The sequence below is a fragment of the Ruegeria sp. ABV4_181 genome (assembly GCF_056158465.1).
On record NZ_JBSWTI010000002.1, the window covers coordinates 1203671 to 1230111 of the forward strand.

Annotated in this window: 24 protein-coding genes and 1 tRNA gene; 18 read left to right on the plus strand and 7 right to left on the minus strand. The window is 60.3% G+C overall.

The features are described 5' to 3' along the window. Positions 1-4: 4 nt before the first annotated feature. Positions 5-469, minus strand: a complete 465-nt coding sequence (locus tag ACXAC3_RS06070) for a nuclear transport factor 2 family protein (protein ID WP_475157872.1) — start codon at positions 467-469, stop codon at positions 5-7. A 300-nt stretch (positions 470-769) separates the two neighbouring features. On the opposite strand from ACXAC3_RS06070, the gene ACXAC3_RS06075 reads away from it, so the two are divergent. Together ACXAC3_RS06075 and ACXAC3_RS06080 are read left to right on the plus strand one after the other, a co-directional pair. Then, positions 770-1333, plus strand: a complete 564-nt coding sequence (locus tag ACXAC3_RS06075) for a TetR/AcrR family transcriptional regulator (protein ID WP_475157873.1) — start codon at positions 770-772, stop codon at positions 1331-1333. A gap of 127 nt (positions 1334-1460) precedes the next feature. Next, entirely contained in the window at positions 1461-2618 is a 1158-nt protein-coding gene (locus tag ACXAC3_RS06080) for an acyl-CoA dehydrogenase family protein (RefSeq protein ID WP_475157874.1), read from the plus strand. A 158-nt stretch (positions 2619-2776) separates the two neighbouring features. On the opposite strand, the gene ACXAC3_RS06085 is transcribed toward ACXAC3_RS06080, so the two are convergent. Further along, on the minus strand, positions 2777-3685 hold the full coding sequence (locus tag ACXAC3_RS06085; protein ID WP_475157875.1) for a LysR substrate-binding domain-containing protein: 909 nt from the start codon (positions 3683-3685) through the stop codon (positions 2777-2779). 96 nt (positions 3686-3781) lie between these two features. On the opposite strand from ACXAC3_RS06085, the gene ACXAC3_RS06090 reads away from it, so the two are divergent. From ACXAC3_RS06090 to ACXAC3_RS06105, 4 genes are read left to right on the plus strand one after another with little or no spacing between them, the layout of a single operon-like run. Further along, positions 3782-4948, plus strand: coding sequence for a pyridoxal phosphate-dependent aminotransferase (locus ACXAC3_RS06090; protein ID WP_475157876.1), 1167 nt, complete (start codon positions 3782-3784; stop codon positions 4946-4948). Between the two features lie 23 nt (positions 4949-4971). Then, positions 4972-7164, plus strand: coding sequence for a dehydrogenase E1 component subunit alpha/beta (locus ACXAC3_RS06095; RefSeq protein WP_475157877.1), 2193 nt, complete (start codon positions 4972-4974; stop codon positions 7162-7164). Continuing rightward, on the plus strand, positions 7161-8195 hold the full coding sequence (locus tag ACXAC3_RS06100) for an ACP S-malonyltransferase (RefSeq protein WP_475157878.1): 1035 nt from the start codon (positions 7161-7163) through the stop codon (positions 8193-8195). Before ACXAC3_RS06095 ends, ACXAC3_RS06100 begins: the two co-directional genes overlap by 4 nt. Before the next feature lie 39 nt (positions 8196-8234). Continuing rightward, on the plus strand, positions 8235-9506 hold the full coding sequence (locus ACXAC3_RS06105) for an NAD(P)/FAD-dependent oxidoreductase (protein ID WP_475157879.1): 1272 nt from the start codon (positions 8235-8237) through the stop codon (positions 9504-9506). A 2-nt stretch (positions 9507-9508) separates the two neighbouring features. Here ACXAC3_RS06105 and ACXAC3_RS06110 read toward each other — a convergent pair whose 3' ends face one another. Continuing rightward, a complete protein-coding gene (locus tag ACXAC3_RS06110; RefSeq protein WP_475157880.1) occupies positions 9509-10210 on the minus strand; it encodes an SDR family oxidoreductase in 702 nt (233 codons plus the stop codon). Positions 10211-10313: 103 nt separating this feature from the next. Between ACXAC3_RS06110 and ACXAC3_RS06115 the strand changes: the two genes are divergently transcribed. Beyond that, positions 10314-11165: a LysR substrate-binding domain-containing protein gene (locus ACXAC3_RS06115; RefSeq protein ID WP_475157881.1), complete on the plus strand. Its 852-nt coding sequence runs from the start codon at positions 10314-10316 to the stop codon at positions 11163-11165. Here ACXAC3_RS06115 and ACXAC3_RS06120 read toward each other — a convergent pair. Then, positions 11156-12058 carry a LysR family transcriptional regulator gene (locus tag ACXAC3_RS06120; RefSeq protein ID WP_475157882.1) on the minus strand — a complete coding sequence of 301 codons (903 nt, stop codon included), beginning with the start codon at positions 12056-12058 and terminating at the stop codon, positions 11156-11158. The two genes, ACXAC3_RS06115 and ACXAC3_RS06120, sit on opposite strands and share 10 nt — an antisense overlap. Before the next feature lie 75 nt (positions 12059-12133). Here ACXAC3_RS06120 and ACXAC3_RS06125 point away from each other — a divergent pair, with 75 nt between their 5' ends. The 5 genes from ACXAC3_RS06125 to ACXAC3_RS06145 all read left to right on the plus strand — a co-directional run bounded on the left by ACXAC3_RS06125 (position 12134) and on the right by ACXAC3_RS06145 (position 19311). Continuing rightward, entirely contained in the window at positions 12134-15346 is a 3213-nt protein-coding gene (locus tag ACXAC3_RS06125; protein ID WP_475157883.1) for a reductive dehalogenase, read from the plus strand. A 129-nt stretch (positions 15347-15475) separates the two neighbouring features. Continuing rightward, positions 15476-16342 carry an FAD binding domain-containing protein gene (locus ACXAC3_RS06130; protein WP_475157884.1) on the plus strand — a complete coding sequence of 289 codons (867 nt, stop codon included), beginning with the start codon at positions 15476-15478 and terminating at the stop codon, positions 16340-16342. After that, positions 16339-16818 carry a (2Fe-2S)-binding protein gene (locus ACXAC3_RS06135; protein ID WP_475157885.1) on the plus strand — a complete coding sequence of 160 codons (480 nt, stop codon included), beginning with the start codon at positions 16339-16341 and terminating at the stop codon, positions 16816-16818. Before ACXAC3_RS06130 ends, ACXAC3_RS06135 begins: the two co-directional genes overlap by 4 nt. Continuing rightward, a complete protein-coding gene (locus ACXAC3_RS06140) occupies positions 16818-19073 on the plus strand; it encodes a xanthine dehydrogenase family protein molybdopterin-binding subunit (RefSeq protein ID WP_475157886.1) in 2256 nt (751 codons plus the stop codon). Before ACXAC3_RS06135 ends, ACXAC3_RS06140 begins: the two co-directional genes overlap by 1 nt. Further along, positions 19066-19311, plus strand: a complete 246-nt coding sequence (locus ACXAC3_RS06145) for a MoaD/ThiS family protein (protein ID WP_475157887.1) — start codon at positions 19066-19068, stop codon at positions 19309-19311. The genes ACXAC3_RS06140 and ACXAC3_RS06145 overlap by 8 nt, the downstream gene beginning before the upstream one ends. Here ACXAC3_RS06145 and ACXAC3_RS06150 read toward each other — a convergent pair. After that, the gene (locus ACXAC3_RS06150; RefSeq protein ID WP_475157888.1) at positions 19308-20012 is read right to left on the minus strand and encodes a lysophospholipid acyltransferase family protein; all 705 of its coding nucleotides are present in this window, start codon (positions 20010-20012) and stop codon (positions 19308-19310) included. The two genes, ACXAC3_RS06145 and ACXAC3_RS06150, sit on opposite strands and share 4 nt — an antisense overlap. Positions 20013-20155: 143 nt before the next feature. On the opposite strand from ACXAC3_RS06150, the gene ACXAC3_RS06155 reads away from it, so the two are divergent. The 3 genes from ACXAC3_RS06155 to ACXAC3_RS06165 all read left to right on the plus strand — a co-directional run bounded on the left by ACXAC3_RS06155 (position 20156) and on the right by ACXAC3_RS06165 (position 22286). After that, positions 20156-20231 (plus strand) — tRNA-Trp (locus tag ACXAC3_RS06155). A 297-nt stretch (positions 20232-20528) separates the two neighbouring features. Continuing rightward, the gene (locus ACXAC3_RS06160; RefSeq protein ID WP_475157889.1) at positions 20529-20930 is read left to right on the plus strand and encodes a hypothetical protein; all 402 of its coding nucleotides are present in this window, start codon (positions 20529-20531) and stop codon (positions 20928-20930) included. A 345-nt stretch (positions 20931-21275) separates the two neighbouring features. Beyond that, entirely contained in the window at positions 21276-22286 is a 1011-nt protein-coding gene (locus ACXAC3_RS06165; RefSeq protein ID WP_475157890.1) for a hypothetical protein, read from the plus strand. A 120-nt stretch (positions 22287-22406) separates the two neighbouring features. Here ACXAC3_RS06165 and ACXAC3_RS06170 read toward each other — a convergent pair whose 3' ends face one another. Then, positions 22407-22598, minus strand: coding sequence for a hypothetical protein (locus tag ACXAC3_RS06170; protein ID WP_475157891.1), 192 nt, complete (start codon positions 22596-22598; stop codon positions 22407-22409). 452 nt (positions 22599-23050) lie between these two features. Here ACXAC3_RS06170 and ACXAC3_RS06175 point away from each other — a divergent pair, with 452 nt between their 5' ends. From ACXAC3_RS06175 to lptF, 3 genes are all read left to right on the plus strand, one after another. Then, positions 23051-23362: a hypothetical protein gene (locus ACXAC3_RS06175; RefSeq protein ID WP_475157892.1), complete on the plus strand. Its 312-nt coding sequence runs from the start codon at positions 23051-23053 to the stop codon at positions 23360-23362. A gap of 383 nt (positions 23363-23745) precedes the next feature. Then, a complete protein-coding gene (locus ACXAC3_RS06180; RefSeq protein WP_475157893.1) occupies positions 23746-24210 on the plus strand; it encodes a GNAT family N-acetyltransferase in 465 nt (154 codons plus the stop codon). 216 nt (positions 24211-24426) lie between these two features. Beyond that, a complete protein-coding gene (gene lptF, locus ACXAC3_RS06185; protein ID WP_475157894.1) occupies positions 24427-25566 on the plus strand; it encodes an LPS export ABC transporter permease LptF in 1140 nt (379 codons plus the stop codon). On the opposite strand, the gene ACXAC3_RS06190 is transcribed toward lptF, so the two are convergent. After that, a complete protein-coding gene (locus tag ACXAC3_RS06190) occupies positions 25563-26393 on the minus strand; it encodes a LysR family transcriptional regulator (RefSeq protein WP_475157895.1) in 831 nt (276 codons plus the stop codon). The two genes, lptF and ACXAC3_RS06190, sit on opposite strands and share 4 nt — an antisense overlap. Positions 26394-26441 lie beyond the last annotated feature (48 nt).

A 26441-nucleotide genomic window follows, 5' to 3' on the forward strand; every position in this document is an offset into this window, starting at 1 on the left:
CCTTTCAGAGCCCCAATTCGGACAGGCCGGGGTGATCGTCGGGGCGCGGGCCCAGGGGCCAGTGAAAAAGCCGCTCGGCTTCTGTGATCGGCAAATCGTTCAGCGATGCGTGGCGATTGGCCATGCGTCCATCTTCAGCGAATTCCCAGTTCTCGTTTCCATAGGACCGGAACCACTGACCGCTGTCATCGCGCCATTCATAGGCATAGCGAACAGCGATCCGATTGCCGGAATACGCCCATAATTCCTTGATCAGCCGATAGTCCAGTTCCTTGTTCCATTTACGGGTCAGGAAGGCATGGATCTGGTCATGCCCGGTGAGGAATTCAGCCCGGTTTCGCCACTGGCTGTCATCGGAATAGGCGGGGGTAACCACATCCGCGTCGCGGCTGTTCCAGCCGTTTTCTGCCATGCGCACTTTCTGCGTTGCGGTTTCTTGCGTGAAGGGGGGCAGAGGGGGGCGTCTCATGTCTTGGTCTTTCATGTCAATGAGGCGGCAATCAGCGCGAGGGTCAACAGGAAGGGGACGTACTGGGATGAAAAGGGACTGGCACGGCGTCGCATCTGACTGCTCCAAGGTTAACAGATCGGTACATCTTAAGTTTAATGTGTACAGATCGGTAATTTTTTTCAAGAGATTTTTCTGCGTTTTTTCTATGGGCAGTCCTGAGATCCGAAAATTCCATTGAAAATAAAAGAAAAACGCGTTGAGGTTGTGGTTCGAACCGAAGCGTATTATGTACAGATCAGTACACTCAGGAGCCGAATCATGCGCCCGAACAAACGCGACGAACTGGTCCGCAAAGCGTTGCAGGTCTTTTACCGCGATGGATTTCATGCCACCGGAATGGATAAGCTGGTGACGGAAACGGGGGTGTCGAAGACCTCAATGTACAAGCACTTCCGCACCAAGGAGGAGCTGATACTTGCAGTTCTGCGGCTGCGGGACGAGAATTTCCGCAACTGGTTCCTGCGCCGGATCGAAGAACTGGCGGACACCCCGGCCGATCAGTTGCTTGCCAGTTTCGACGCGCTCAGCGAGTGGTTTGAAGAGGACGGGTTTCGCGGCTGCATGTTCATAAAGGCAGGGGCTGAGTTTCAGGACAGGGACCATCCGATCCACGCGCAGGCCGCCGAACACAAGCGCCTGCTGCTGGAATACTTCACGGATCTGGCCCGCAAAGCCGGCGCCCGCGATCCCGAAAAGCTGGGTTGTCAGGTGCTGCTGCTGAAGGAAGGCGCAATCGTGACGGCAGTTCTTCTGAAAAATTGCGATCCGGCGCGCGATGCCAAGGCGGCGGCTGGGGTTTTACTGGACGCCGCCCTGGCCTGACCGGGCCACGGGGGCCGCTGTATCAGCGCAGACGCGAAAAAGACGTTGCGTAGCAATCCGATGGACGGATTGGATTGCGCAAAGTCCAAAGCTACTCTGACCGAAATTTGAATCGGGAGGATGCTGTATGTCGCTTTTCACCACCACCGCCGGATGGGCAACCGAGGAACATCGGATGTTCGCCGAGATGGCGAACCGTTTCATGGACGATGAACTGGCACCCAATATCGAGCGCTGGAACGACCAGGGGGTCGTGGACCGTGATTTCTGGCGCAAGGCCGGGGATATGGGACTGCTGGCCGGCGCGATCCCCGAGGAATATGGCGGCGTTGGCGGCGGAATTGGCTTTGATGCGGTTACGATGTACGCGCAGGCCTCCCAGGGCGACTCGGGCTGGGGATATGCCATCCAGTCGATCGTGATCCATTATGTAACCGCTTATGGCAGCGAGGATCAAAAGCAGAAATGGCTGCCCAAGCTGGCATCCGGAGAAATGGTCGGGGCGCTGGCCATGACCGAACCCGGAACCGGTTCGGATGTGCAATCCATCCGGACGACCGCCGAAAAGGACGGAAACTCCTACCGGCTGAACGGGTCCAAGATATTCATCACCAACGGGCAGTCGGCGGATCTGATCCTGGTGGCCAGCAAGACGGACAAGGCCCTGGGGTCGAAAGGTGTGTCCTTGATCGCCGTGGAAACCGACGGCGCCGACGGGTTCCGCAAGGGGCGAAACCTCAAGAAGCTGGGTATGAAGGCGAACGACACCGCCGAGCTGTTCTTTGAGGACGTTAAGGTTCCGATGACCAACCTGATCGGTCCGGAAGAGGGGCAGGGGTTTTATCAGATGATGAAACAATTGCCGTGGGAGCGTCTGACCATTGGCATCGGCGCGCTGGGCGCAATTGATTTCGCCATTGCCGAGACCGTCCGATACACGCAGGAACGCAAGGCTTTCGGCCAGCGCGTGATGGATTTCCAGAACACACGCTTCAAGCTGGCCGAATGCAAAACCAAAGCCGAAGTTCTGCGTAGCTTTGTCAACGATTGCATCGCACGTCTTGAAGCCGGCACGCTGGATGCGGCGACGGCCTCGATGGTGAAATACTGGGGGTCGGAAGTGCAGAATGAGGTCATGCACGAATGCCTTCAACTGTTCGGTGGCTATGGGTTCATGATGGAATACCCGATCGCCCGCCTCTATGCGGATGCGCGGGTTCAGATGATCTACGGCGGCACCAATGAGATCATGAAAGAGCTGATAGCCCGCTCGCTGGACACATAATCAAGACGTGGCTTCTCCCGCCAGTCGTCGAAGTTTCTGACGAAACGTCTCCTTCTGTTGGGCCGGGCCGGCGCGGGCGCAGCCCGCGCCGGCCCGGCCTCCGCCGTCCGCAGGACGCAAGGCCGAAGGCCGCGCAGTTATTGCGCGGGCACCCGAACTTATCGGACCGAAACCACCTGTGCTGCGTCAACCTGCCCGCGCAACCACGCCCGAAAGGACTTGAGCGGTTCCGATTCCGCGCGGGATTGCGGCCAGACCAAATAGAAATCTCCCAGGCTGACACCCGGTCCGCGCCAGGCTTGCACAAGACGTCCGGCTTTCAGGTCTTCTTCGACCAGATAGCTGGGCAAGAGCGCCACACCCAACCCGTGAATGGTGGCCTGACCCATGGTCGAGAACTGATCGAACAGCATCCCGCGTATCCCCTGGACGTCACGGCCCTGCGCCGCGAACCATCTTTCCCAGGCATCGGGCCGCGTCTCCAGGTGAAGCAAGGGCGCTTGTTCCAGCCATCCGATGTCGTCGGTTATGTCCGGCAGCAAGCCCGGGGCGCAAACCGGCAGCACGTCTTCGCGCATGATGGGCAGGTAATTCACGCCGGCCCAGTCCCGCTGGCCAAAGTGAATGGCGGCGTCGAAATGCTCGGCGTCGAAATCGAATGGCCTCAGGCGGGTGTTCAGGTTCACCGTCACCTCGGGGTGGCGGCGGGCAAAGTCCTGAAGTCGCGGGGCCAGCCAATGCATACCAAACGCCGGTAGAATCGACAGGTTCAGCGATCCGCCGGTCGGGTTGGCCTTGAGCTTCAGGGACGCCTGCGCAAGCTGGTTCAATGCGGTTCGGGCGACACGGACATATTCCTGTGCCGCCGGTGTCAGGTGCAGCCGCATCTGACTGCGCTGGATAAGGTCGACGCCCAACTGCTCCTCCATCGACTTGAGCTGTCGGCTGACTGCGCTTTGCGTCAGGGAAAGCTCTTCGGCGGCGGCAGAGGCGCTGCCAAGCCGGTCAACGGCCTCCAGCGCCAGCAGCGACGGGATCGATGGCAGAAAGCGACGTGGGGCGATCATATGACAATTCCTCATACCTTTCGCACGGAATATCACTGGCATTTGCGCCGCGCCAGCCCGATATAGATGCAGATATTTCAGCGTGGATGATGCCCCATGACCGTGCAGGACAGGATCGTGAGTTTTCAGCGAGCGGACAGGCTGCGCGGAATCGAGCTATCGGAGATCGTGCAGATCTCGGAACGGGCGGCCCGCCTTCGGGCGCAGGGCGTGGACGTCATTGCGCTCAGTACGGGCGAGCCGGACTTTCCGACACCGACCCATGTCATCGACGCTGCCCATCGAGCCGCGCTGGACGGGCAGACCCGATATCCGGCGACAGCGGGCGTTCCAGAATTGCGTGCGGCCATCGGCGACACCGCCGGAATGCAGGCCGAAAATGTGATCATTTCGACCGGTGCCAAACAGGTGTTGTCCGGCGCGTTGATGGCAACCCTGAACCCGGGGGATGAGGTCATCACCGCAGCCCCTTTCTGGACCAGCTACGCGGACATGGTCAGGCTTGCGGGTGGGGTTCCCGTCGTGCTGGATTGCCCGCAGACACAGGGGTTCAAACTGACGCCCGCGCAGTTGGAGGCGGCGATCACCCCGCGTACGCGCTGGTTGTTGTTGAACACACCCTCGAACCCGACCGGGGCGGTGTATTCGCTGCCCGAGTTACAGGCTTTGGGTGCCGTATTGGAAAACCACCCGCATGTCTGGGTGATATCCGACGAAATTTACCAACATCTGTCCTACGTGCCGTTTACCTCATTTCTGAAGGCCGTTCCGGCATTGGCCGATCGGACGCTGACTGTGAACGGGGTGTCCAAAGCGTATTCGATGACCGGTTGGCGTATTGGCTGGGGCATCGGACCTGCGCCGCTGATCGGGGCGATGGCAGCGGTTCAGGGTCAGATCACATCAGGCGCATGTTCCATCGCGCAGGCGGCGGCGCTTGCTGCGATCACCGGCCCGAAGGACCTGTTGGCTGTGCGATGCCGCGAGATGCGGGCGCGCCGCGATCTGGTCGTGCGCGGGCTGAACGCCGCCGGTCTGGAATGCGCCGTTCCGCAGGGTGCGTTCTATGTCTTTCCCAAGACCCCTGCGCGCATGCCGGAAGACGCCGAGTTCTGCCGCCATCTGCTGGACGTGGCGGGCGTGGCCGTGGTGCCGGGGCGTGCCTTTGGGATGCCCGGGCATGTGCGGCTTTCCTTTGCCTATGCCACGGAAAGCCTGCAAGAAGGGGTGCGCCGCATCGCGGCGGCAACCGCAAAGCTCTAACTTTTCCAAGCCGGGGAACCCGTATGGACCGCGCCCAGATCGTTCACGACAATTTCCTGACCCGAGTCGCCGCGCGTGACCTTCCCGGTGGCGCTGCCCCGCAACCGGGGCTGAACCGGGCCGATGCGGTGTCCGTCTTCCGCTCGCAGGTTCTGAGCCGGACACTGGACCGCACCAGCCGGGCGATGCAGAAGGCGGGGCAGGGGTTTTATACGATCGGTTCTTCCGGGCATGAAGGTATGGCAGCGGTGGCCCATGCCCTGCGTCCGAGCGATATCGCCTTTCTGCATTATCGGGATGCCGCGTTTCAGATCGCCCGCGCCGAACAGGTGCCGGGGCAGCAGATCGCGTGGGATATGCTGCTGAGTTTTGCCTGTTCCCGCGAGGACCCGACCTCGGGCGGGCGGCACAAGGTTCTGGGGTCCAAGGCGCTGATGATCCCGCCGCAGACCTCGACCATCGCCAGCCACCTGCCCAAAGCCGTTGGGGCGGCTTATGCGCTGGGCGCGGCGCGGCGGCATGAGCCAGAGCATCGGGAGCTGCCATCGGATGGGATTGCGATGTGTTCGTTCGGCGATGCCTCGGCCAACCATTCCACCGCACAGGGGGCCATCAATACGGCAGGCTGGACCAGTGTTCAGTCCACGCCGTTACCGTTGTTGTTTGTATGCGAGGACAATGGGATCGGCATTTCGGTCAAAACGCCGAAGGGCTGGATTCAGGCCTCGATGGAGCATCGCCCCGGCATCAGGTATTTTCAGGCCAACGGGCTGGATATCTATGAGACCTATGCAGTGGCGCAGGAAGCCGCCGACTATGTGCGGACACGCCGCAATCCGGCATTCCTGCATCTGAAAACCGTTCGCCTTTACGGTCATGCGGGTGCGGACGTGCCCACCACCTACCTGCCGAAATCCGAGGTCGAGGCGGATGAGGCCAACGATCCCCTGCTGCACTCGGTACGCCTGCTGGATCAGGCCGGGGCGCTTTCACCGGATCAGGCGCTGAAGATCTATGAAGAGACCTGCGCCCGCACCGACCGGATCGCAGCTGAGGCTGCGACCCGCCCGCATCTGGCCAGTGCGCAGGAGGTGATGGCGAGCCTGATCCCACCAAAGCGTGCCTGCAAACCCACCAACGGACCCGGCGATGAAGCACGGGCCAGGGCGTTTGGCGGCGACATGCGGGCAATGGCTGAGCCGCAACCCATGAGCCGTCTGATCAACTGGGCGCTGACCGATCTGATGCTGGAACATGGCGAGATCGTCTGCATGGGTGAGGATGTGGGCCGCAAGGGCGGTGTCTATGGCGTGACGCAGAAACTGCAGGCGCGGTTTGGCCCGGACCGGGTGATCGACACGCTGCTGGATGAACAATCCATTCTGGGTTTGGCCATCGGCATGGGGCATAACGGGTTCGTCCCGATCCCTGAGATTCAGTTCCTCGCCTATCTGCACAATGCCGAGGATCAGATACGGGGTGAGGCGGCGACGCTGCCGTTTTTCTCGAACGGGCAGTTCACCAACCCGATGGTGCTGCGCATTGCCGGGTTGGGCTATCAGAAGGGTTTTGGCGGCCATTTTCACAATGACAACTCGCTGGCGGTGCTGCGTGACATTCCGGGCATAATTATCGCCTGCCCGTCGACCGGTGCAGATGCCGCAAGAATGCTGCGTGAATGCGTGCGGCTGGCGCGTGAAGAACAGCGGGTCGTAGTGTTTCTGGAGCCCATCGCACTGTACCCCATGCGCGATCTGCACGACGCCCAGGATGGCGGTTGGATGACCATTTACCCTTCGCCGGACCAGCGTACCGCACTGGGCGAGGTGGACGTTCATGGGGATGGCACCGATCTGGCCATCGTGACTTATGGCAATGGGCACTATCTGTCGAAACAGGCGCTGCCCGAGATTGAAGAGGCCGGCGTGAAGACCCGGATCATCGACATGCGCTGGCTGGCGCCTTTGCCGGTCGACGCCTTGCGCGCCGCCACCAGGTCATGCGCGCATGTTTTGGTCGTGGACGAATGCCGCCGCACCGGTAGCCAGTCCGAGGCGCTGATGACCTTCTTCACCGAAGAAAGCCCCGCGACCCCAATCGCCCGCGTCGTGGCCGAAGACTGCTTTATCGCGACGGGCCCGGCCTACGCGGCCCCCTTGCCGTCGAAAGATGGAATCGTGGCTGCCGCACTGAACCTGACCGGAGGCAAGGCATGACCCGCACCGCAGTTGTCATCTGCCCCGGCCGGGGGACCTATAACAAACCGGAACTGGGTTACCTGCACCGACATCATGCCGATCGTATAGAGATGTTTCAGGGCTTTGACGCCATCCGGAAAGAGGCCGGGCAGGAGGCCGTGACCGAACTGGACGGCGCGACCCGGTATACCGTCTCCAAATACTCGCGCGGCGATGTCGCCTCGCCCCTGATCTACGCCGCCTCGCTGGCCGACGCGCAGGCTTTGTCAGATGATATCGAGGTGGTTGCGGTCACCGGCAACTCGATGGGGTGGTATATCGCTCTGGCCGCCGGTGGCGCGCTGTCGCCGCAGGATGGGTTCCGGGTCGTCAATACGATGGGAACGCTGATGCAGGATTACCTGATCGGCGGGCAGTTGGTCTACCCCTTCACCGGTGTAACATGGGAGAACGACCCTAACCGCAAGGCCGGGCTGCTGGCGGATGTGGCGCGGATTGATGCCAAGGGCGGGCACGATCTGGCCCTTTCCATCGATCTGGGCGGGATGCTGGTTCTGGCAGGCAACGAAAAAGGGCAGACGGCTTTCGAAACCTCTCAGCCCACCGTACAGGAGCGTTTCCCGATGCGGTTGGCGAACCATGCCGCGTTTCACACGCCTTTGCAGGCGCCCGTTGCCGCAGAAGGGCGCGCGCGTCTGGCTGCGGAGCTGTTTGGCCAGCCCCAACACCCCCTGATTGACGGGCGCGGGAAGATCTGGTGGCCCGGCGCGACCGATACGCAGGCACTGTGGGAATACACTCTGGGCCATCAGGTGACGGAACCCTATGATTTCACCCGGACCATTCAGACAGCAGCGCGGGAATTCGCACCGGACCTCTTTATCGTCACGGGACCTGGCGGGACGCTGGGCGGCGCGGTGGCGCAGTCACTGGTCCTGTCAGACTGGCGGGGCATGGGTGACAAGGCCGCGTTTCAGGCGCAGCAAGAGACCAACCCGTTCCTGATCGCCATGGGGCGCGACGATCAAAGGGCGCTTGCAACCGGCTGATGCTGCCCCGATGATCCGCGCAATTTTCAGGAGTGCGAAGTGAGCGACCACGATCAGTCCCTCTGGCGCAAAACCTGCCGTGAGCATGTCGACAGCGCCCCACTGACCGACGAAATCACCGTCGATCTGGCGGTGATCGGCGGCGGCTATACCGGCTGCTCTGCCGCTTTGACGGCTGCGCAGGCCGGCGCGTCGGTCTGTCTGCTTGAGGCGTATGAAATCGGTCATGGCGGTTCGGGGCGCAATGTCGGGCTGGCCAATGCCGGATTGTGGCTGCCACCCGCAGAGATTCGCGCGCATCTGGGGGCCGAGGCCGGGGACCGGCTGATCGACATTCTGGCGGCGGCGCCTTCGGACGTGTTTGACCTGATCGACCGGCACGGGATCGACTGCGCGCCCGTGCGAAACGGAACGCTGCACTGTGCGCATTCCAAGGCGGGTTACAGGGATCTGCAAACCCGTCACGCCCAGCTGGTCGAAGCCGGTGCGCCGGTTGAGCTGCTGTCCAAAGAAGAGGCCGGTCAGCGGACCGGCAGTGCCGTGTTCCACGGGGCGCTGTTTGATCCGCGCGCCGGCACAATCCAGCCCCTGTCCTATGTCCGGGGGCTGGCCCGCGCCGCCGCCGAGGCCGGAGCCGTTATCTGCACGTACAGCCCGGTTGAGACCATGCGGCACGAAAGCGGCGTCTGGGTGTTGCAAACCAGCCGGGGCCTGTTGCGCGCCAAATCGGTGATCCAGGCGACCAACGCCTATCACCAGAATCTGGCTAATACAGCACCCGCATATGTGCCTGTATACTACTTCCAATATGCCACCGCCCCTTTGTCCGACAATCTGCGCGCCAGCATCCTGCAAGGGGGTGAAGGTTGCTGGGATACCGGCCTGATCATGACCTCGTTTCGGATGGATCAGGACGGCAGGTTCCTCATCGGCGCCATGGGCGATCTGGACCATGCAGGCGGCGCGACGCATTCGGCCTGGATCAGGCGCAAAACTGCCGAACTATACCCGCAACTGGCGGATCAGCCGCTGATCGAAGGGTGGCATGGGCGCATTGCGATGACGTCGGACCATATCCCGAAACTCACGCACATCGGCCCCGATGCGTTGTCCGTGCACGGATATTCCGGGCGTGGGATCGGGCCGGGCACCGTGTTCGGCAGGCTGGCGGCCAAGAGCCTGCTGAGCAACGATCCGTCGCTGCTGCCGGTGCCAGCAATTGCCGAATATCGTGAAAGCTGGACCGGTCTGCGCCGCGCTTATTTTGAAACCGGCGCGACGCTGACGCATTTCTTCAAGTCCCGGTTCTAACTTCAGACCGATCGGGTGATGCCGCCATCGACCCGGATATTCTGGCCGGTGATATAACCGCCGCCTTCCGAGGCGAGCATCGCCACGACTGACGCAATCTCGTCATAGCTACGCCCGTATCGTCCCAGCGGAATGCGGGCGCGGAACTCTTCCTTTTCGGGCAGGCTATCGATGAAGCCTGGCAGCACGTTGTTCATGCGGATATTGTCGGCGGCGTACTGGTCCGAGAACAGCTTGGCGAATGCCGCCAGCCCGGCGCGAAACACGCCTGAGGTCGGAAAGACCGGGTCCGGTTCGAACGCCGCGAAGGTTGAGATGTTGATGATCGACCCGCCACCCTGCGCCTGCATGATCGGTGTGACCAGTCGCGTTGGTCGCACGGCATTCAGGAAATAGACGTCCATCCCGCGATGCCAGTCGTCGTCTGTCAGCTCCAGCACCGGCGCGCGCGGACCATGGCCTGCGGAATTGACCAGAACGTCGATACGGCCCCAATGGGCCATCGCCGCATCGACCAGTTTCTGCAGATCATCGGCGGACTGGTTCGAACCGGTCACGCCGACGCCACCCAACTCATGCGCCAGTGCTTCGCCTTTGCCCGATGAAGACAGGATGCCCACTTCGGATCCATCTGCGGCCAGGCGGCGGGCCGAATCCGCGCCCATTCCGCTGCCGCCTGCCGTAATCAGCGCCACTTTGGTCATGTAAATCCTCCTGTTTTGTCGCCACACAGGATGCGCCGTTGGAACAGGTTTGACCAATCAGTTCTTCTGTCAGTATGCTGTAGAAAATCTACTGGATGACCTGATGGCTGCATTGCCACCCCTGAACGCACTCCGGGCCTTTGAGGCGGCGGCCCGCCATCTGAACTTTCGCCTTGCGGCCGAAGAACTGGGCGTGACGCAGGGTGCCGTTGCGCAACAGGTGCGCGGGCTTGAGGCACGGCTGGCCGAGCAACTGTTCACCCGTCTGCCCCGGGGTCTGGCGCTGACAGAAGCCGGCCGGCGATTTCACACGCCGCTGCGCCGGGCTTTCAGGTTGATCGAAGAGGCTGTGGCCGACCTGTCGGGTGATCGCCAGATCACGCTTTCGGTCACGCCCAGCTTTGCCTCGAAGTGGTTGGTTCCGCGCCTGCCGGATTTCACCGCGCGCCACCCCGAGATCAGCGTTCAGGTCGACGCGCAGGAACGGTTAGCGGAATTCAGGGCGGACGGTGTGGATCTTGCTGTCCGGCAGGGCCGCCCGCCTTTTGGGCCGAACCTGACTGTCGAACCGTTGTTTTCAACTGAGTTCATTGCCGTGTGCAGCCCGGCGCTTGCGGAGCGGATCGACAGGCCCGGCGATCTGATGGGCCACGTTCTGCTAAACGACACGCATGGTCTGTGGCCGCTGTATCTGGAACGGATCGGGGTGTCGGGCAAGCCGAGGGTGATGAATTTCAGCCAGACCAGCCTTGCGATTGACGCCGCGATCTCGGGGCAAGGTATCGCGCTGGCCAATGCGCCCCTGGTTGCGGCAGAACTGGCATCAGGCAAATTGGCCCAGCCGCTTGCGGAGGTGCTTGTCGAAGATCTGGGGTTCTACGTCGTGATCCCACGGCAGCCGCGCCAGCCTGGCCTTGTCGCGGTGATGAGGGACTGGCTGCATTCTCAGGTCTGAAGCGTCGTGGCAATCGTTTCGATCCGGTCGCGCAGCCAGCGATGGGCCGGGTCGTTTGCCGACCTTTGGTGCCAGACCATGTAGATCGACACCGGCTCGCACTCAAAGGGCAGGGGGACACAGTCCAGTTCCGCTAGCGGGCCTTGCTTCATCAGGGCCGTGTCCGTTGAAATCAGGTCGCTGCCTTTTACAAAGGACGGAATGGCGTTGAAATGCGGCAGGGTCACCGTGGGCGGTCTGATGCGGCTCTGATCCACGCCGCGCATGACGGCGCGCGAACTGCGCCCGTCGGCAAAGCGCACCTCGACATGCTCGGTTTCGCAATAGCTGGGCCAGTCGTGTGGCGGTGTACGACGGTTGCTGTCGAAATAGATCATCAGCGGGCTGCTGAGCACACGTTTCTGAAAGATATCGGGCCCGTCCGGCGGCAACGGCGTCAGCATCAGCTGGCAACGGTCGCTGCGCAGTAAATCCGGGTCGGGCACGCCCGAGGGAATAAAGCCCAGCCGCAGCCGTACGCCTTCGGACCGCACCGCAAGCAGAAGCGGGGGGAAGATCAGCTCACGCGGCATGTCGTTTGTGGCGATCTGGATGTGCATCTCGTCTGAGAGCGGATCGAACGGGCGGTCCTCGGTCAGCGCGCGCATCCCGTCAAGGACGCTCTGCACCGGTTCTTTTAGGGACAGCGCGCGCTCGGTCGGGGTCAGACCCTGACCGGATCGCACAAACAGCGGGTCGCCCAGCACCTGCCGTAGTTTGCCCAACGTGTGGCTGATGGCCGATTGCGTCACACCCAGCCGGTCCGCCGCCTTCGAGACCGAGCTTTCTTCGAGTATCGTCAGAAAGACGCGCAGAACCTTGCCATCCAGGTCAGTGAAATCAATTTTGTTCATACCGTCTATGACTATTCATGAATGGATTTACTGTCTACCGCAGGTTAGGCGATGTGCAGAAACAGGAGGCGCGCGATGGGGATCCGCTTTTTCTCGGACAAGAACAGGCCGGTCCATATGGGCCCCTATCCGCTGGAGCGTCTGGCCCGGCAGGGACAGATGCCGGATCTGTCTATGCTGCGACCAATGCCGGATCTCAGTTTCCACCGGCCGGAACAGCCCGCAAGCATCGTCAACGCGATGGGCGAATTTCAGGCCATGATGGACACGATCCGGGACGGGTTTGTGAATCCGGTGGCGTCCGAGATCCCATCACACCCGGCTGAACGGGCCAACCATCTGAAAGCGTTTGGCTATTTCAATGATGCGTCGATGATGGGTTGTGGTCCGCTGTCGCCCGGGGCGCTGCTGCCGGAACCGCGCCGAAATCCCGACATTGACCGTCTGGCCCATGCTCTGCGCACCCGCCAGACCAAGACGCTGGCCTCGGGGATCGACGTGATCATGGCCGGCCTTAAGGAAAGCATGGAGGCAGCGCCCAGACCGATAGAGTCGCATCGTCATGCCATCGTCTTTCTTTACGAACACAACCGCGATCCTGATCCCACCGAGCCGGGATCGGAGTGGATCATGGAGGCGCAGGATCACCGCGCCTGCCTGCTGGCGACAGAGAATGCGGTGGTGATTGCGAATTACATCCGCCTGCTGGGATATGACGCACGGGCGCACACCGCGATGTCGTCCGAGGTTGATCTGGGCAAACTGGCGGTGGCAGCGGGGCTCGCCTCGATCGAAGATGGCGACGCAGTGGTTCCGTGGCTGGGCCGGCGATTTGGTCTGGCCGCGGTGACGACCGAGATGGAGATTGCGCATGACCTGCCGCTGATGCCGATGGCGCAGCAGCCGTGGTTCCGCACTCAGGGTCCGGCGTGGTGGCTGGGCACGGGTTTTGCCAAGAACGCCCTGAACCGCGACCCTTATGCCAAGCGGCGCTATGTGGATGGGGCGCATCCGTTTGAAAAGCTCAAACGGGTGGACGATCCGACCACCTATATCGACGAGGACAACGTGGCCCGCGTGCCCAAACGCGCCGACATGTTCGCCCGGGCGCAATTCGGGGACATGGGCAAGACTTTACAGGATGCGGCCAAGGGTGGCCACTATGTCCGCAAGGCCGCCCCCAGCTTTGCGCAACGGCGCGCGCTGGGCGCGTTTGTCCTTCTGCAGGATGGCGACAGCGCAGAAGGACCGCCCCCGTCCGATGCTGACCGCAATGCGGCCAATGTGAAGGCGGCCACATACTTTCTTGGCGTCGACGCCGTGGGTCTGAGCCGCTGCCCGGACTGGACGTGGTATTCCCATGACGCCACCGGTGAAGAGATCGTGCCGCCCCATGATCAGGCCATCAGCATGATCATCGATCAGGGCTATGAAACGATGGAGGGCGCCAGCGGCGACGACTGGATCAGCGTGGCCCAGTCGATGCGCGCCTATCTGCGATTTTCGCTGCTGGGCGGCGTGATCGCGCAGCAGATCCGCAATCTCGGTTATAAGGCCCGGGCGCATACGGTGATGGACGGAGAAGTGTTGCAGCCGCCGCTTCTGCTGCTGTCCGGGCTGGGTGAGGTCAGCCGGATCGGAGAAGTCATCCTCAACCCCTATCTGGGTCCGAGACTGAAATCCGGGGCGGTGACGACAGACATGCCGATGACGCATGACAAACCCATCGATTTCGGCCTTCAGACCTTTTGCGAAAGCTGCAACAAATGCGCGCGGGAATGCCCCTCGGGGGCGATTACCGCCGGACCGAAGCTGATGTTCAACGGCTATGAGATCTGGAAATCCGATAGCCAGAAATGCGCCACCTACCGGATCACGACGCCGGGGGGCGCGATGTGCGGACGCTGCATGAAGACCTGTCCGTGGAACCTTGAAGGCATCTTCAGGGAACGCCCCTTCCGCTGGGCGGCGATGAACGTTCCGCAATCCGCACCTGCGCTCGCGAAACTGGACGATGCGGTCGGCAATGGCGGGCTGAATGACATAAAGAAATGGTGGTGGGATATCGAGTTGCAGCCGGACGGGGCCTATCGCCCGTCGCAACACGCGCTGAACCGGCGCGACCTTCAAACGGATCTGGACCTGAAATACGAGGATCAGACGCTTGCGGTCTATCCCGCCTATCTGGCCCCGCATCCGTGGCCCTATCCCTTTGCGATGGACCGCGAGGCCGGAATAGCCGCCTATGAGGCGATGGTGACGGCGCAGGAATACAAGGCCCGCAAGGCGGCGGGCGATCTGTCCATGGTGCATCGCTATACCATCGCTGGCGATGCGCCGGTGATGCGGGTCGAACTGACCAAAGTTCACAAGATGACCGCAGATGTGACCAAGTATGAGTTTTCAGCTCTGAATGGCGCGCCGCTGCCCGACTGGACCGCCGGGGCGCATCTGGATGTGCTGGTCGCCCCCGAATTCCTGCGCCAGTATTCGATGTCCGGCGACCCGTCCGACCGGTCCGTCTATCAGATCGGCGTATTGCGCGAGGATGACGGACGCGGCGGATCGGCCTTGTTGCATCGTATCTTTGACGAAGGCCGCAAGGTTTTCATTTCGAAACCCATCAACCATTTCGAGTTGGACGAGACGGCCACCAAGACCTTCCTGATGGGCGGCGGGATCGGAATCACCCCGATGATCGCTTTTGCCCACCGTCTGCACCGCCTTGGTAGGCCGTTTGAATTGCATTACTCGGCCAGCACCCGCGCCGGGGCCGGGTATCTGGATGATCTGGCCGCGATGCCCTGGGCAGACAACGTGCACTACCACTTCTCGGACGAAGGCACGCGGGCCGATCTGAACGCGGTTCTGTCAGGCTATCAGGATGGCTGGCACGTTTATACCTGCGGGCCGGATCGCTATATGGACGGCGTCATACAGGCGGCAGAGCGGCAGGGCTTTCCTGAAGAAGCGCGGCATTTGGAATATTTCTCGGTACCCGAGCAACCGGATTATGAAAACCATCCCTTCACGCTGAGGCTGGCAAAATCAGGACGGGACCTTGCCGTGCCGGCCGACAAGGACGCCGCGCAGGTGCTGAACGAGGCGGGTATTCACGTCGACGTCAAATGCTCGGACGGGATCTGCGGTGTTTGCAAATGCGGCGTGATCTCCGGTGATATCGAACACCGTGATTTCGTGCTGTCCAACAAGCAGCGCGAAGACGCGATCATCCTGTGCCAGAGCCGCGCGGCCCAACCGGAAGGCGTGATCGAGATCGATCTGTGACCCGTGGTCCGGAAACGACATTTTGAATCACAAAAATTGGTCGTTCCAGCCATGGACGCAGGGTGCCTGCTGCACTAACGTCCCCAGCGAACCCCAGTGAACCCTGATCAACAGGTGCGAGGTATTTTCATGGATTATCACAGCCCCGCCAGCTTTGCCGAAGCTTCGGATCTGGCCGCGAACGCGACGGGCATCACACGGTTTCTGGCAGGCGGTACGGATGTTCTGGTGCAGCTGCGCTCGGATCTGGTAACGCCTGATACGCTGATTGACGTCAAGAAAATCAACGGTGTATACGACATTACACGCAACGCAGACGGAAGCTGGACGCTGGGCGTCGCCGCGACCGGTGCCGAGATGAGCGAGCATCCCGAACTAAGCCGCGACTGGCCGGGTGTGGTCGAGGCGATGGACCTGATCGGATCGACTCAGGTGCAGGGACGGGCGACGCTGACCGGCAATCTGTGCAACGGCTCTCCGGCGGCGGATTCGGTTCCGGCCATGGTGGCGGCCGGTGTGACGGTGACGGTAACGGGTCCGGATGGCGACCGCGAGGTTGCGGTCGAGGACATCCCCACAGGCCCGGGCAAGACGTCTCTGACCAGGGGCGAGCTGATATCGGCCATCAACATCCCGGCGCGGGGCGAACAGGGCGGCGACGCCTACCTGCGCTTTATCCCGCGCACGGAAATGGATATCGCCGTGGTCGGCGTTGGCGTCAGCCTGCGTCTGGACGGGGATACCGTCACCGAAGCCCGCGTATCGCTGGGTGCCGTCGCCCCGACCGTTTTGCTGGTTGAGGATGCGGCCCAAGCCATCATCGGCACTTCGCTGGATGATGCTGCGCTGGATGCGCTGGCCAATGCGGCCTCGGCCGCCTGCAACCCGATTGATGACAAGCGCGGAACGATCGCGTTTCGCACCGAGGTCGCTGGTGTTCTGGCCAAGCGCGCCGCGAATATCGCCTATGCCCGTGCCAAGGGAGAACAAGCATGAGCAAGTTCCACGTATCCACCACCGTGAACGGTGACACGGTCGAATACCTCTGTGACCCGCGCGAAACCCTGCTGGACTGCCTGCGCGACAAGCTGAACCTGACCGGTGCCAAAGAGGGCTGCGGGACCGGCGATTGCGGCGCGTGCTCGGTCACTGTCGATGGCCGTCTGGTCTGCTCCTGCCTGATGCTGGGCGTCGAGGCGGACGGGAAGAACATTGAGACGGTCGAAGGTATCGCCGACGGAGATGTTCTGCATCCGCTGCAAAAGAAGTTCATCGAACACGCGGCCCTGCAGTGCGGTATCTGCACGCCGGGCATTCTGGTGGCGGCCAAGTCGCTGCTGGAGAAGAACCCCAACCCGACCGAAGAGGAGACCCGGTACTGGCTGGCAGGCAACCTCTGCCGCTGTACCGGTTATGACAAGATCATTCGCGCCGTGATGGAAACAGCGCAAGAGCTGCGGGAGGCTTCGTAATGGCACTCGACGATCGCAAATCGCAATTCACTTTCGTCGGAACCCGCCCGGATCGACCGGACGGTCTGGACAAGGTAACGGGTCGCGCCAAATTCGGGGCCGACGCCTATGCGCCGGGAATGCTGCACGGTGCGGTGCTGCGCTCGCCCCATGCACATGCGCGGATCGTGAAGATCGACGCCTCGAAAGCTGAGGCGCATAAGGACGTCAAGGCCGTCGTCACCCGCGCGGACTTCGCAGAAGTGCCATTCAAACCGGGTCTGGAAGGCGAGTTCTGGAACGTTCTGGAAAACGTCATGGCGGGTGAAAAGGCGCTTTATGACGGGCATGCGGTGGCTGCCGTTGCCGCGACTTCGGCACTGGCGGCGCGCGATGCGCTCAAGCTGATTGAGGTCGAGTACGAGGTGCTGCCGCACGTCACCGACGTGGACAAGGCGATGGCTGCGGATGCCCCGGTTATTCGCGAAGGCGCGGCGGATTATTCCGTGCCCGCGGGGATGCACCCCAACGTCGTACGCTATCACGAAAGCGGCCACGGCGATGTCGGGGCCGGGTTCGCCGAGGCCGATCTGGTCATCGAAGACAGCTTTGTGACCGAAGCGACCCATCAGGGTTACATCGAACCCCACGCCTGTCTGGCGATGCTGGGCAATGACGGCAAGGGAGAGCTGTGGTGCACCACCCAGGGTCACTGGATCGCGCAAAAGACCTGTGCGGCGCTGCTGGGGATCGAAACATCGCAGCTGCGCGTGACCGCGTCCGAGATTGGCGGCGGATTTGGTGGCAAGACCACTGTCTTTATCGAACCCGTCGCGCTGGCGCTGAGCCGCAAGGCCAACCGTCCGGTCAAGATCGTCATGGCCCGGTCCGAGGTTTTCCGCGCCACGGGTCCGACCTCGTCGGCGTCGATGGACATCAAGATCGGGATGAAGAAGGACGGCACCATATCGGCGGCGCAGGGCGTGTTCCGCCTTCAGGGTGGGGCCTTCCCGGGCGCGCCGGGTGACATGACCGCCATGTGTGCCTTTGCGCCCTACAACCTGACCAACGTCAGGCAGATCGGCTATGACGTCATGGCCAACCGCCCGAAACAGGCCGCCTATCGCGCGCCGGGGGCGCCGATGGGGGCCTTTGCGGTGGAGTCGGTGATTGATGAACTGTGCAAGAAGCTGGGCCTCGATCCCATCGACGTCCGCCTGAAAAACGCAGCGCATGAAGGCACCAAGGCCAGCTATGGCCCGCGTTACGAACGCATCGGTCTGGTCGAAACGCTTGAGGCCGCCAAGGCGCACCCGCATTACTCGGCTCCGTTGAAGCCGGGGCAGGGACGCGGGATTTCCTGCGGGTTCTGGTTCAACCATGGGGGCGAGACGTCCGTGTCGCTGGCCCTGTCCGAGGACGGTTCGGCACAGTTAATGGTCGGGACACCCGATATTGGCGGGTCGCGCGCGTCCATGGCGCTGATGGCGGCCGAGGTTCTGGGTATTCCTTACGAGAATATTCGCGTCACCATCGCTGACACCGCAACGCTGGGATATAATGACGTCAGCCACGGCTCGCGCGTGACTTATGCGTCGGGTCTGGCGACAATCAAGGCCGCCCGCCATGCGGTCGAGAAGCTGTGCGAGCGCGCCGCGGCCAAATGGGGCATCCCGGTCGACGCGGTAAAGTGGGAGAACGGCAGCGCGGTGCCGTCCGGCCCGAACGCAGGCGATTTCGATCCGTTGCCGCTGGCCGATATCACCGCCGATATGGGCTCAACCGGCGGCCCGATTTCGGGCCATTTCGAGGCGACCCCCGAGGGCGCGGGTGTGTCCTTTGGCACCCATATCGTCGATGCCGAGGTCGATCCGGAGACCGGTAAGACCAGCGTCACCCGATATACGGTCATTCAGGACGCCGGTAAGGCGATCCACCCGACCTATGTGGAAGGCCAGTATCAGGGTGGTGCCGCGCAGGGCATCGGCTGGGCGCTGAACGAGGAATATATCTATGGCGACGACGGCCGTCTGCAGAACTCGATTTTCCTCGATTATCGCATCCCGGTCGCCAGCGATCTGCCGATGATCGACACGGTGATCGTCGAAGTGCCCAACCCTGGCCACCCGTTCGGCGTGCGTGGCGTGGGTGAGACCGGCATCGTGCCGCCGCTGGCCGCAATTGCCAACGCGGTCTCACACGCGGCGGGCGTACGGATGCGGGAACTGCCGATGTCGCCGCCGCGTATTCTGGCGGCACTCAAGGACAATGGTTGAGGTTCACCTCTGGTCCGGCCTCCGGTCTCTGACCGGGGGTCAGCAGGTGGTGGAGGTCGAGGCCAGGACCACCGGCGACTTGCTGAAGGAACTGGTGCGGGCGCATCCGCAGCTTCAGGGGCCGATCGACGCGGGTGTCTCCATAGCAATAGATGGCCGCGTCATCGCCAGCGGGCTGACCGAACCGATCCCCGAGGGCAGTGAGGTTTACCTGATGCAGCGTCTGCGCGGGGGTTAGCCTGCGGGCGACCACGGTTCGCGCCCGACCATCCGGTCGGCTTCGGCGGTGATGTCGTTCATGTGCTGCTCCAGGCTTTGGCGCAGCGTTTCCATCTGTTCTTCTGTGGCCTTGCGTGGCACGGCATCCGTCCATTCCCGGCACAGAAACACGCCTTCGTTGCGCCAGGGGCGGGGCATCAGCAGGCGGTCCCAGGTGCCGGCTTCGCGCCCGTGTTTTGCAGAATAGGTGATCCCGAAAACCCGTTTGCCCGAGGTGCGCGCCCAGATCAGCGGCACGGTCGAGGAAATCCGCTCGGGGCCGCGCGGCCCGTCCGCGGCAATTCCGATAGAGATGCCCTGCTTCATCTTGCCCAGCACTTCGCGCGACAGGGCGACGTGGCGCTTGTGGCTGGACATGGCGATCGTGTCCATGCCGAACAGCTTCTGTACCCGTCCCACCATGCTGCCCGCCCGCGCGGCCGAAGTGATCGAACAGATGCGCCCTTTGTCCAGCGGAAAGAAATAGGGCGACTGCGCCAGCCGCTGGTGCCACAGAACCACGATCACAGGCTCGCCCTGTTCGGCCAGAAGGTCCAGCTCTTCATATCCGATGCGCTGCCATCTGGTGTTGCGATTGACCATCCGGATATAGCCGGCGATGCGCCGCGCCGCCCAGTTCAGAACGGCTTCGCTGTCGGCAATCTTTTTGCGGATACTCACGGATGGCGTCCCTTGTGCTGGCCAAACCGTGTCTTATAGAACTCGACGCCGCGCGCAACTTGTTTGTCATTCCGATAAGTGTCGTGGAATCTGAAAAAGCCTCTTGAGTCCGCCGCGCGGCTGGCATATCTGAGGCGCACCTTAGGGGTATAGCTCAGTTGGTAGAGCGACGGTCTCCAAAACCGTAGGTCGCGGGTTCGAACCCTGCTGCCCCTGCCATTAAAATCAATCACTTACATCATTATTGATCTGTTTCCGCCAGGAATATTGCGCGCTTTGCTAAAGAATTGCGTGAATCGGGCCGGGATACTGACTTGAATGCAAGGTTTGCCAGTTTCGACCGCATTCTGAAGGTGGATGCCAATCTCTTACCGATAACTGCCTGAACGGAGTAATAACCCGTACTGGTTTCCACCATTGTGGAAAATCTCGCATTTGAATGATATGGTAACGTCATAAAAAACAACTGATTTCAGAGCGATTGCTCAAATTTCACGCTGGAAAAGGATAGACAATATGGCAACATTTACGAGAACAGACGGCGCATCCCTGAATATTCCTGGCAACACAGTCATGCGTGTCCGACGCACCATTAGCGGAGAGGACAGCGCGGCCAACACACGTATCGACGCCGCTGTTACCTCATATGTCATCGAGAGCGTCAGTGACGTCGCTCAGAGCATTCGAGCCGAGAATGAAAACTTTACCCATCTGAATTCCAGAGATGGATCTGAAATATGGTTCAATGCTACCAAAGTGGTTGGCCCTCTGGAAATCACTCAGCAGATGCGGAACCATGGCTACAACTCATCAATAAAGCTATTGAGTTACAGGCAATATGTGGTGCAGACACACGAAGAAGTCATCGCAGTGCTTTCAGGGGCAGGTGGTACGCCTTTGCCTGCTCCAACTAACTGAGAATCCAAATTTTCTCGGCATATTTCGCCGTCATCGACTGCTTCTGATGACAGCAGGTGACTCAGCTCAGAAACTGCCGCATTAGCTCTTTCGGGTTTTATGCGTGCCTAAATGTCATACTGGCTGGAAGCACTTGCTTTTCCTCTGTGCCGTGCCCGCGCAACATCGCATTGAATGTCTGCAGCAGGCCTTCAATCGTCTGGGCTTCAGTTTGCATCAGGTCGCGGACCTTTCTCTTTTGAACGGCCATTTCTGGCCGAAACGGGGCTCGACTGTGCAAAAACCGCGGATTGTGGTAGGCTAAAGCCCAGATTTCAGTTCAGAGTTTACTGTAGGATTATTCCGATGAATGAGCATTCTGGGCTGCCGCAGGATGCGGCGGATAGCGGTATTAGTAAGGCAGCAAACTGCCAAATCACAGACCAAGACAGGATAGTAAGGGGTGAGGATGACCCCCTTGGCGATACGGTGGACCGTGTTTTGATAGGAACTGAAAGGTTCATTATCTACTCGGTTGTGCAAGAGGTTTCTGCTCATCGCGAAAAAAGTTCCGATGGCAAAAAAAGCCCTTCGCAGGGCGGTGTGTTTCGGGGAATTCGCAGCGGCAGAGTGGATCATATCTGGTTGCGAACCAAGTTTCCAAGTGATTACAACTGCGCAAAAGAACTCCGCGCAAACCTCGGTGCCATTGCAGTTGATTTGGCTTACATCTGCGACCTGGTCGATAGTATTTGCAGGTCGGGCAGCCTTGATATTGGCAGTTCCAATTCGCTGCGCAGAAGGGCGACTGAGTTGATGGCGCGCGCCATGGAAATGGCCTACGAGGGTAATCAGAAGGAAGCCAAGGAACTTCTCAATAACCTTCGCACGCACATCACAAAGCTTCGCGATAGCAAGAACCGCATGCGTTATGTGCAGGGAAACCTGTTCGCACTCATCACGATCCTGATACTGTGGGTCGCCTTGCGCTTCTCAAGCCTGACGTCCTCGTTGATAGTGACCGGCTCGTCCGGTTCATTCAACGTTCACGCGCTGGATATTCTGGCCCTGGGTGCAATTGGCGCGTTTTTTTCTGTTTCGGGATCAGTCAGCAGCATACGTGTGGATCATTCCGTATCCCTTTGGGAAATGGTTTACACGGGGTTCATCCGTATCCCTATCGGCGTCATCGCAGCAGGTATCACCATATTCCTGATTTCCGGCGACTGGCTGCTTGCATCTATTCAGCCCGCTCTAAAGCCTTGGACCTATCTGCTGTTTGGGTTCATCGCGGGGTTTAGCGAGTTGTTTGTGCCAAATGCCCTAAGGCAAGTCGAGGCGGCTTCGACCGTGGCGCCACCATCTAGCACTACTTAAGCGGGCTGTTTTTTAAAAAACCAAGACCGCCAGGTTTGGTTGGCGGTCGCTGAACGGTGTTATAGCTGGGGCAGGGGTTCTCAGGTGCCAGTGGTTCTGCCCAACGGTCGTTTCGGTGGTTTATGCCTTGTCCGCCAAGTGCACGCGCCCAATGACCTGATACACTTCCATCATCGCTTCCATAGCGTTCTCAACCTTTGCAGCGATTTCTGGATTAGCCACTACCCAAGGATGCTCGCCAACGTGTGATCCGTAACAGTCCATTAGGACGTGCGCGGTGTGCAGGGCTTCATGTGCTGAATATTTGCTCATAGCAATCCTCCTTCAAAAAAAGAGGTCCGGATATCACGGAAGCACACGCAAAGCCAAACGAATTCCCGAGTTTGTGACCCACTTCACGGACAACATCAGTTCATCCGGCGATACTGAGGACATTGATGAGTGGCGCTCATGATTTTTTAAGAGCGCAAATTTTTACTATCCTCCCTGTGGACTGGGCGCGCTTTTTTTGGCGCGCCTTTTTTACCGCCGACATTCCTGCTGTCTTTTTGAGGCGGCTTTTCATTTATCCCCCTGAGATGAAGCCCATCGGGCGTGCTTCCCTTAAAGGCGAGTCCGCTTTGACGTAACGTCGCGGTGTTCGGCGCCAAGGATTACAAAGTTGACGCAAAGGTAAGTACTGCATCAGTTTTTTGATCAGTCAGTCAAAATGTGACGCAAAACTCGGTTTTCTTCCCCCTTACGCAGCCACAGTGCCTCACTACATGCGCTTTGTCGCTGCGGATCTCCACTCACGACACAAGGTCCTTGAGCCCATTTTGCAGGGTTCGGATCAGGTTCGCAGCGGCACTATTGTTTTGGACCATGAGTTGAAGGAAACCCAGATGCATTTCAGAGATTTTCTTACTCGCCTAAAGACTTCAAAACCGGATCAGGAGTCCGCTTCACACGTGAAACTGACCGGCAGCCAATCTCTGGGCGGCAAGCGCCCGGTGGTCGAGAAATCTGAACTCGCAACACTGTTCCGAGCTGTGCTTGACGAAAAACGGAACGACTTGCTGACACGCCGCAAATAACGGGGTGATGCAGTGGCGCTACAGGTCAAGGTTCAAACCATCCTTAATTAGCCCGGGATGTCGGTCTTGGCTCAATCCCTTGGCAATTATGCGCCGCTTGGAAAGCAGATTTCCGCTGCGTAAAGATGCAGCCCCTATGCGATCCGTGAGAGTTGTTCTATCCCCCGACGGAAACATTCTGTGGGGGCAGATATGAAACTAAGTGCACTGGAAGTCTTTTGCATACTTACGGCCGGAGCAGTAGCAATTGCAGGGTTCGTAGGCGCCGCAAGCGTACTGATTTCGGTCGCTTAACTTAGGCTCCTGCCTTTTGCTGCCCCTGCCACTCCAACCCGCTTTTTATGTAACTTCGCGGTGGACAGGCGCTGTGCTAGGACTCCCCTATGACGGATTTTCGACCCCTGACCCAAGACACCCTGCGCGCCCTGGCCAATCTGAGCGTTCGGGATGAGCAGACCGGATTTGTGGCGTCCAATCTGATGACCATGGCGCAGTCGATTTTTGAACCGGGCTCCGAGATTTATGGCATGTGGAAAGAAAGCGACCCGGTCGGGTTGCTGGCCATTGTCGACATGTCGCATCCCGATGCCGACCTTGACGAAGGTGATGACCCCGATGGGGTCTATATCTGGCGGCTGATGGTGGATCAGGCGCATCAGGGTCAGGGCCACGGGTGGGCGGCGCTGAATTATGCGAAATCCCTTGCCCGGACAAAGGGCCTTTCGCGGCTGGTGATCAGTGTCGTGGATGAGCCTGGCGGTGCGCTTCCCCTGTATGAGGCGTTTGGATTCAAACGCACCGGACGGATCGTGGAAGGTGAGGTCGAGTTGCTGTTGTTGCTGGCCTGATGACGGTTGTGACAGCAGGGAGGGGAATGTTTGGTGGACGAGGAAACGGGCGAACCCGACAACTTGAGCCACCAGTTTTCAGCGCGCATCAACCCGGCGGAGATATCCCGATGAGGCAGGCCATGATGAATTGGATTTTTGTCCGGCAACATGGTTTCCTCGACCGGTCGATTGGCATATTGTCCGACCGGATCGCTAACGGCCGGATGAGGATACATGTCGCGCTTTGATGGATATTTCCTGCGGCAATTGCTGATTCTCTTCGGCTTTTTCACCCTTGTTCTGGTGGGCGTGTTCTGGATTACCCGCTCGGTCAGCCTGTTTGACCGTGTGATCAGCGGCGGACAGTCCGCGATGGTCTTTCTGGAGTTCACGGCCCTGACCCTGCCGACCCTGATCCGGACGGTGATGCCCATGGCAGTGTTTGCGGCCGCCGTCTATGCCACCAACCGCCTGAGTCGCGAAAGCGAGATGACCGTGATGCTGGCCACCGGGTCCAGCCCCTGGAGGCTGGCGCGTGCGGTTTTCCTGTTTGGGCTGGTGGCGGGGATGATGATGGCGGCTATCAGCATCTTTCTGCGCCCGGCCTCGGTCGAACAACTGGAGCAACGCCAGGCCGAGGTGGCCGGGGACGTCACCGCGCAATTGCTGAACGAAGGCGAATTTCTGCATCCGGCACGGGGCGTTACCGTTTATATCGGCCGCATTGATCTGGACGGAACCCTGCACGAAGTCTTTGTGTCGGACCGGCGGGACAAACAGAACCCGGCCAGCTATTCCAGCAAAACAGCCTATCTGGTCAACAACGGCACCGGCATTCATCTTGTGATGGTGGACGGCATCGCATTGCGTTTGGATCAGCAGGGCAGGACCCTGTCCTCGACATTGTTTGATGACGCGTCCTACGACATTTCCGAACTGACAAATTCAAACAGCATGGCCGAGCGCAGCCTTGAGGCGATCCCGACGGTCGAGCTGTTGCAGGATCGCGATGCCATAATTGCCGCCGAGGGTTTTACCGAAGGCGAGTTGATCGACGAACTGCACCAGCGGTTTTCATGGATCGCGATCTGTGTTGCCGTGGCTCTGGCCGGTTACGCGACCCTGATGCTTGGCAGTTTTTCGCGCTTTGGTCTGTGGCCACAGATATTGGGCGCGTTCACGATACTGGTGTTGCTTGAAGGGGTGCGGGGCTTCGTGTCACCCATCGTTATCGACGATCCAGATCTTTGGGTGTTGTTGTACCTGCCGGCGATCATCGGCATCCTGATCTCGTGTCTTTTCCTGCTGGTTGCCGGTCGCCCGTTGCTGCCTGCCCGGACAAAGGACGCGGGCGGGGCATTGTCCGAAGCCTAGCCATTTGCGCGCAGGTCAGTCAGGCAGGTCAGGATTTCGGTGCCTGTGTCACTATCGCGGCGCGTCACCAGATACAGCGGCAACATCAGATCCAAGGCACCGGATACCGGGGTCAGATCACCTGCGGACAGGTGGTCCCGGATGACGTATTCGGGGAAATACCCGATCCCGCCACGGCGCAGCACATACCGCAAGGCCATCAGGCAATTGCCCAGAAACACCGTTTGGCCCGACGCCCTGCGCGCGGCCGAACGCACATGATCCTGATAGACCTCGCCTAGTTCCAGATTGACGAATACCGGGTCGTCGCCGGATGCCGGGGTGGTCACCAGCACCAGGCGTTCGGGGTTCAGTTCATGATTTTGCACGCGCGGGTCCGACGGGCGTTCATGGGTCAGGGCCGCGTCCAGAACATGGGTGGCCACGGCGTCGATCATGTTGACGTCGTGATCGTAATTGAGCGTCAACAGAAGCTGACCAAGCTGCTGTTCGAACCGCACCGCCAGATCGACCAGCAAAGGATCCCAGATACTCAATTGTGCCCCCAGACGGAGAGAGATCCGGTTCTGGGTCTGGGCCGGAAGATCGCGCGACGCAAAGGACCAGAGCGACAGCATCTGCTCGGCATAGGGGCGGAATTGCTGCCCGAACTCGGTCAGGCCGGTGCCTCCGGCGCCCCGCGTGAACAGGGCCTTTCCGGTTTCTTCTTCAATCAGGCGAATGCGGGCGCTGACCGCGGTTTGGGTCACGTTCAGCTTGCGGGCGGCAGCGTGGAAGCCCCCGGCCTCGGCCACACATAGGAAGGTTTCGATTGCCTTGATTTGCATGCCGATAGTATTTTTTGATCGAAGCGATGAAATCAAATCATTTTGTTC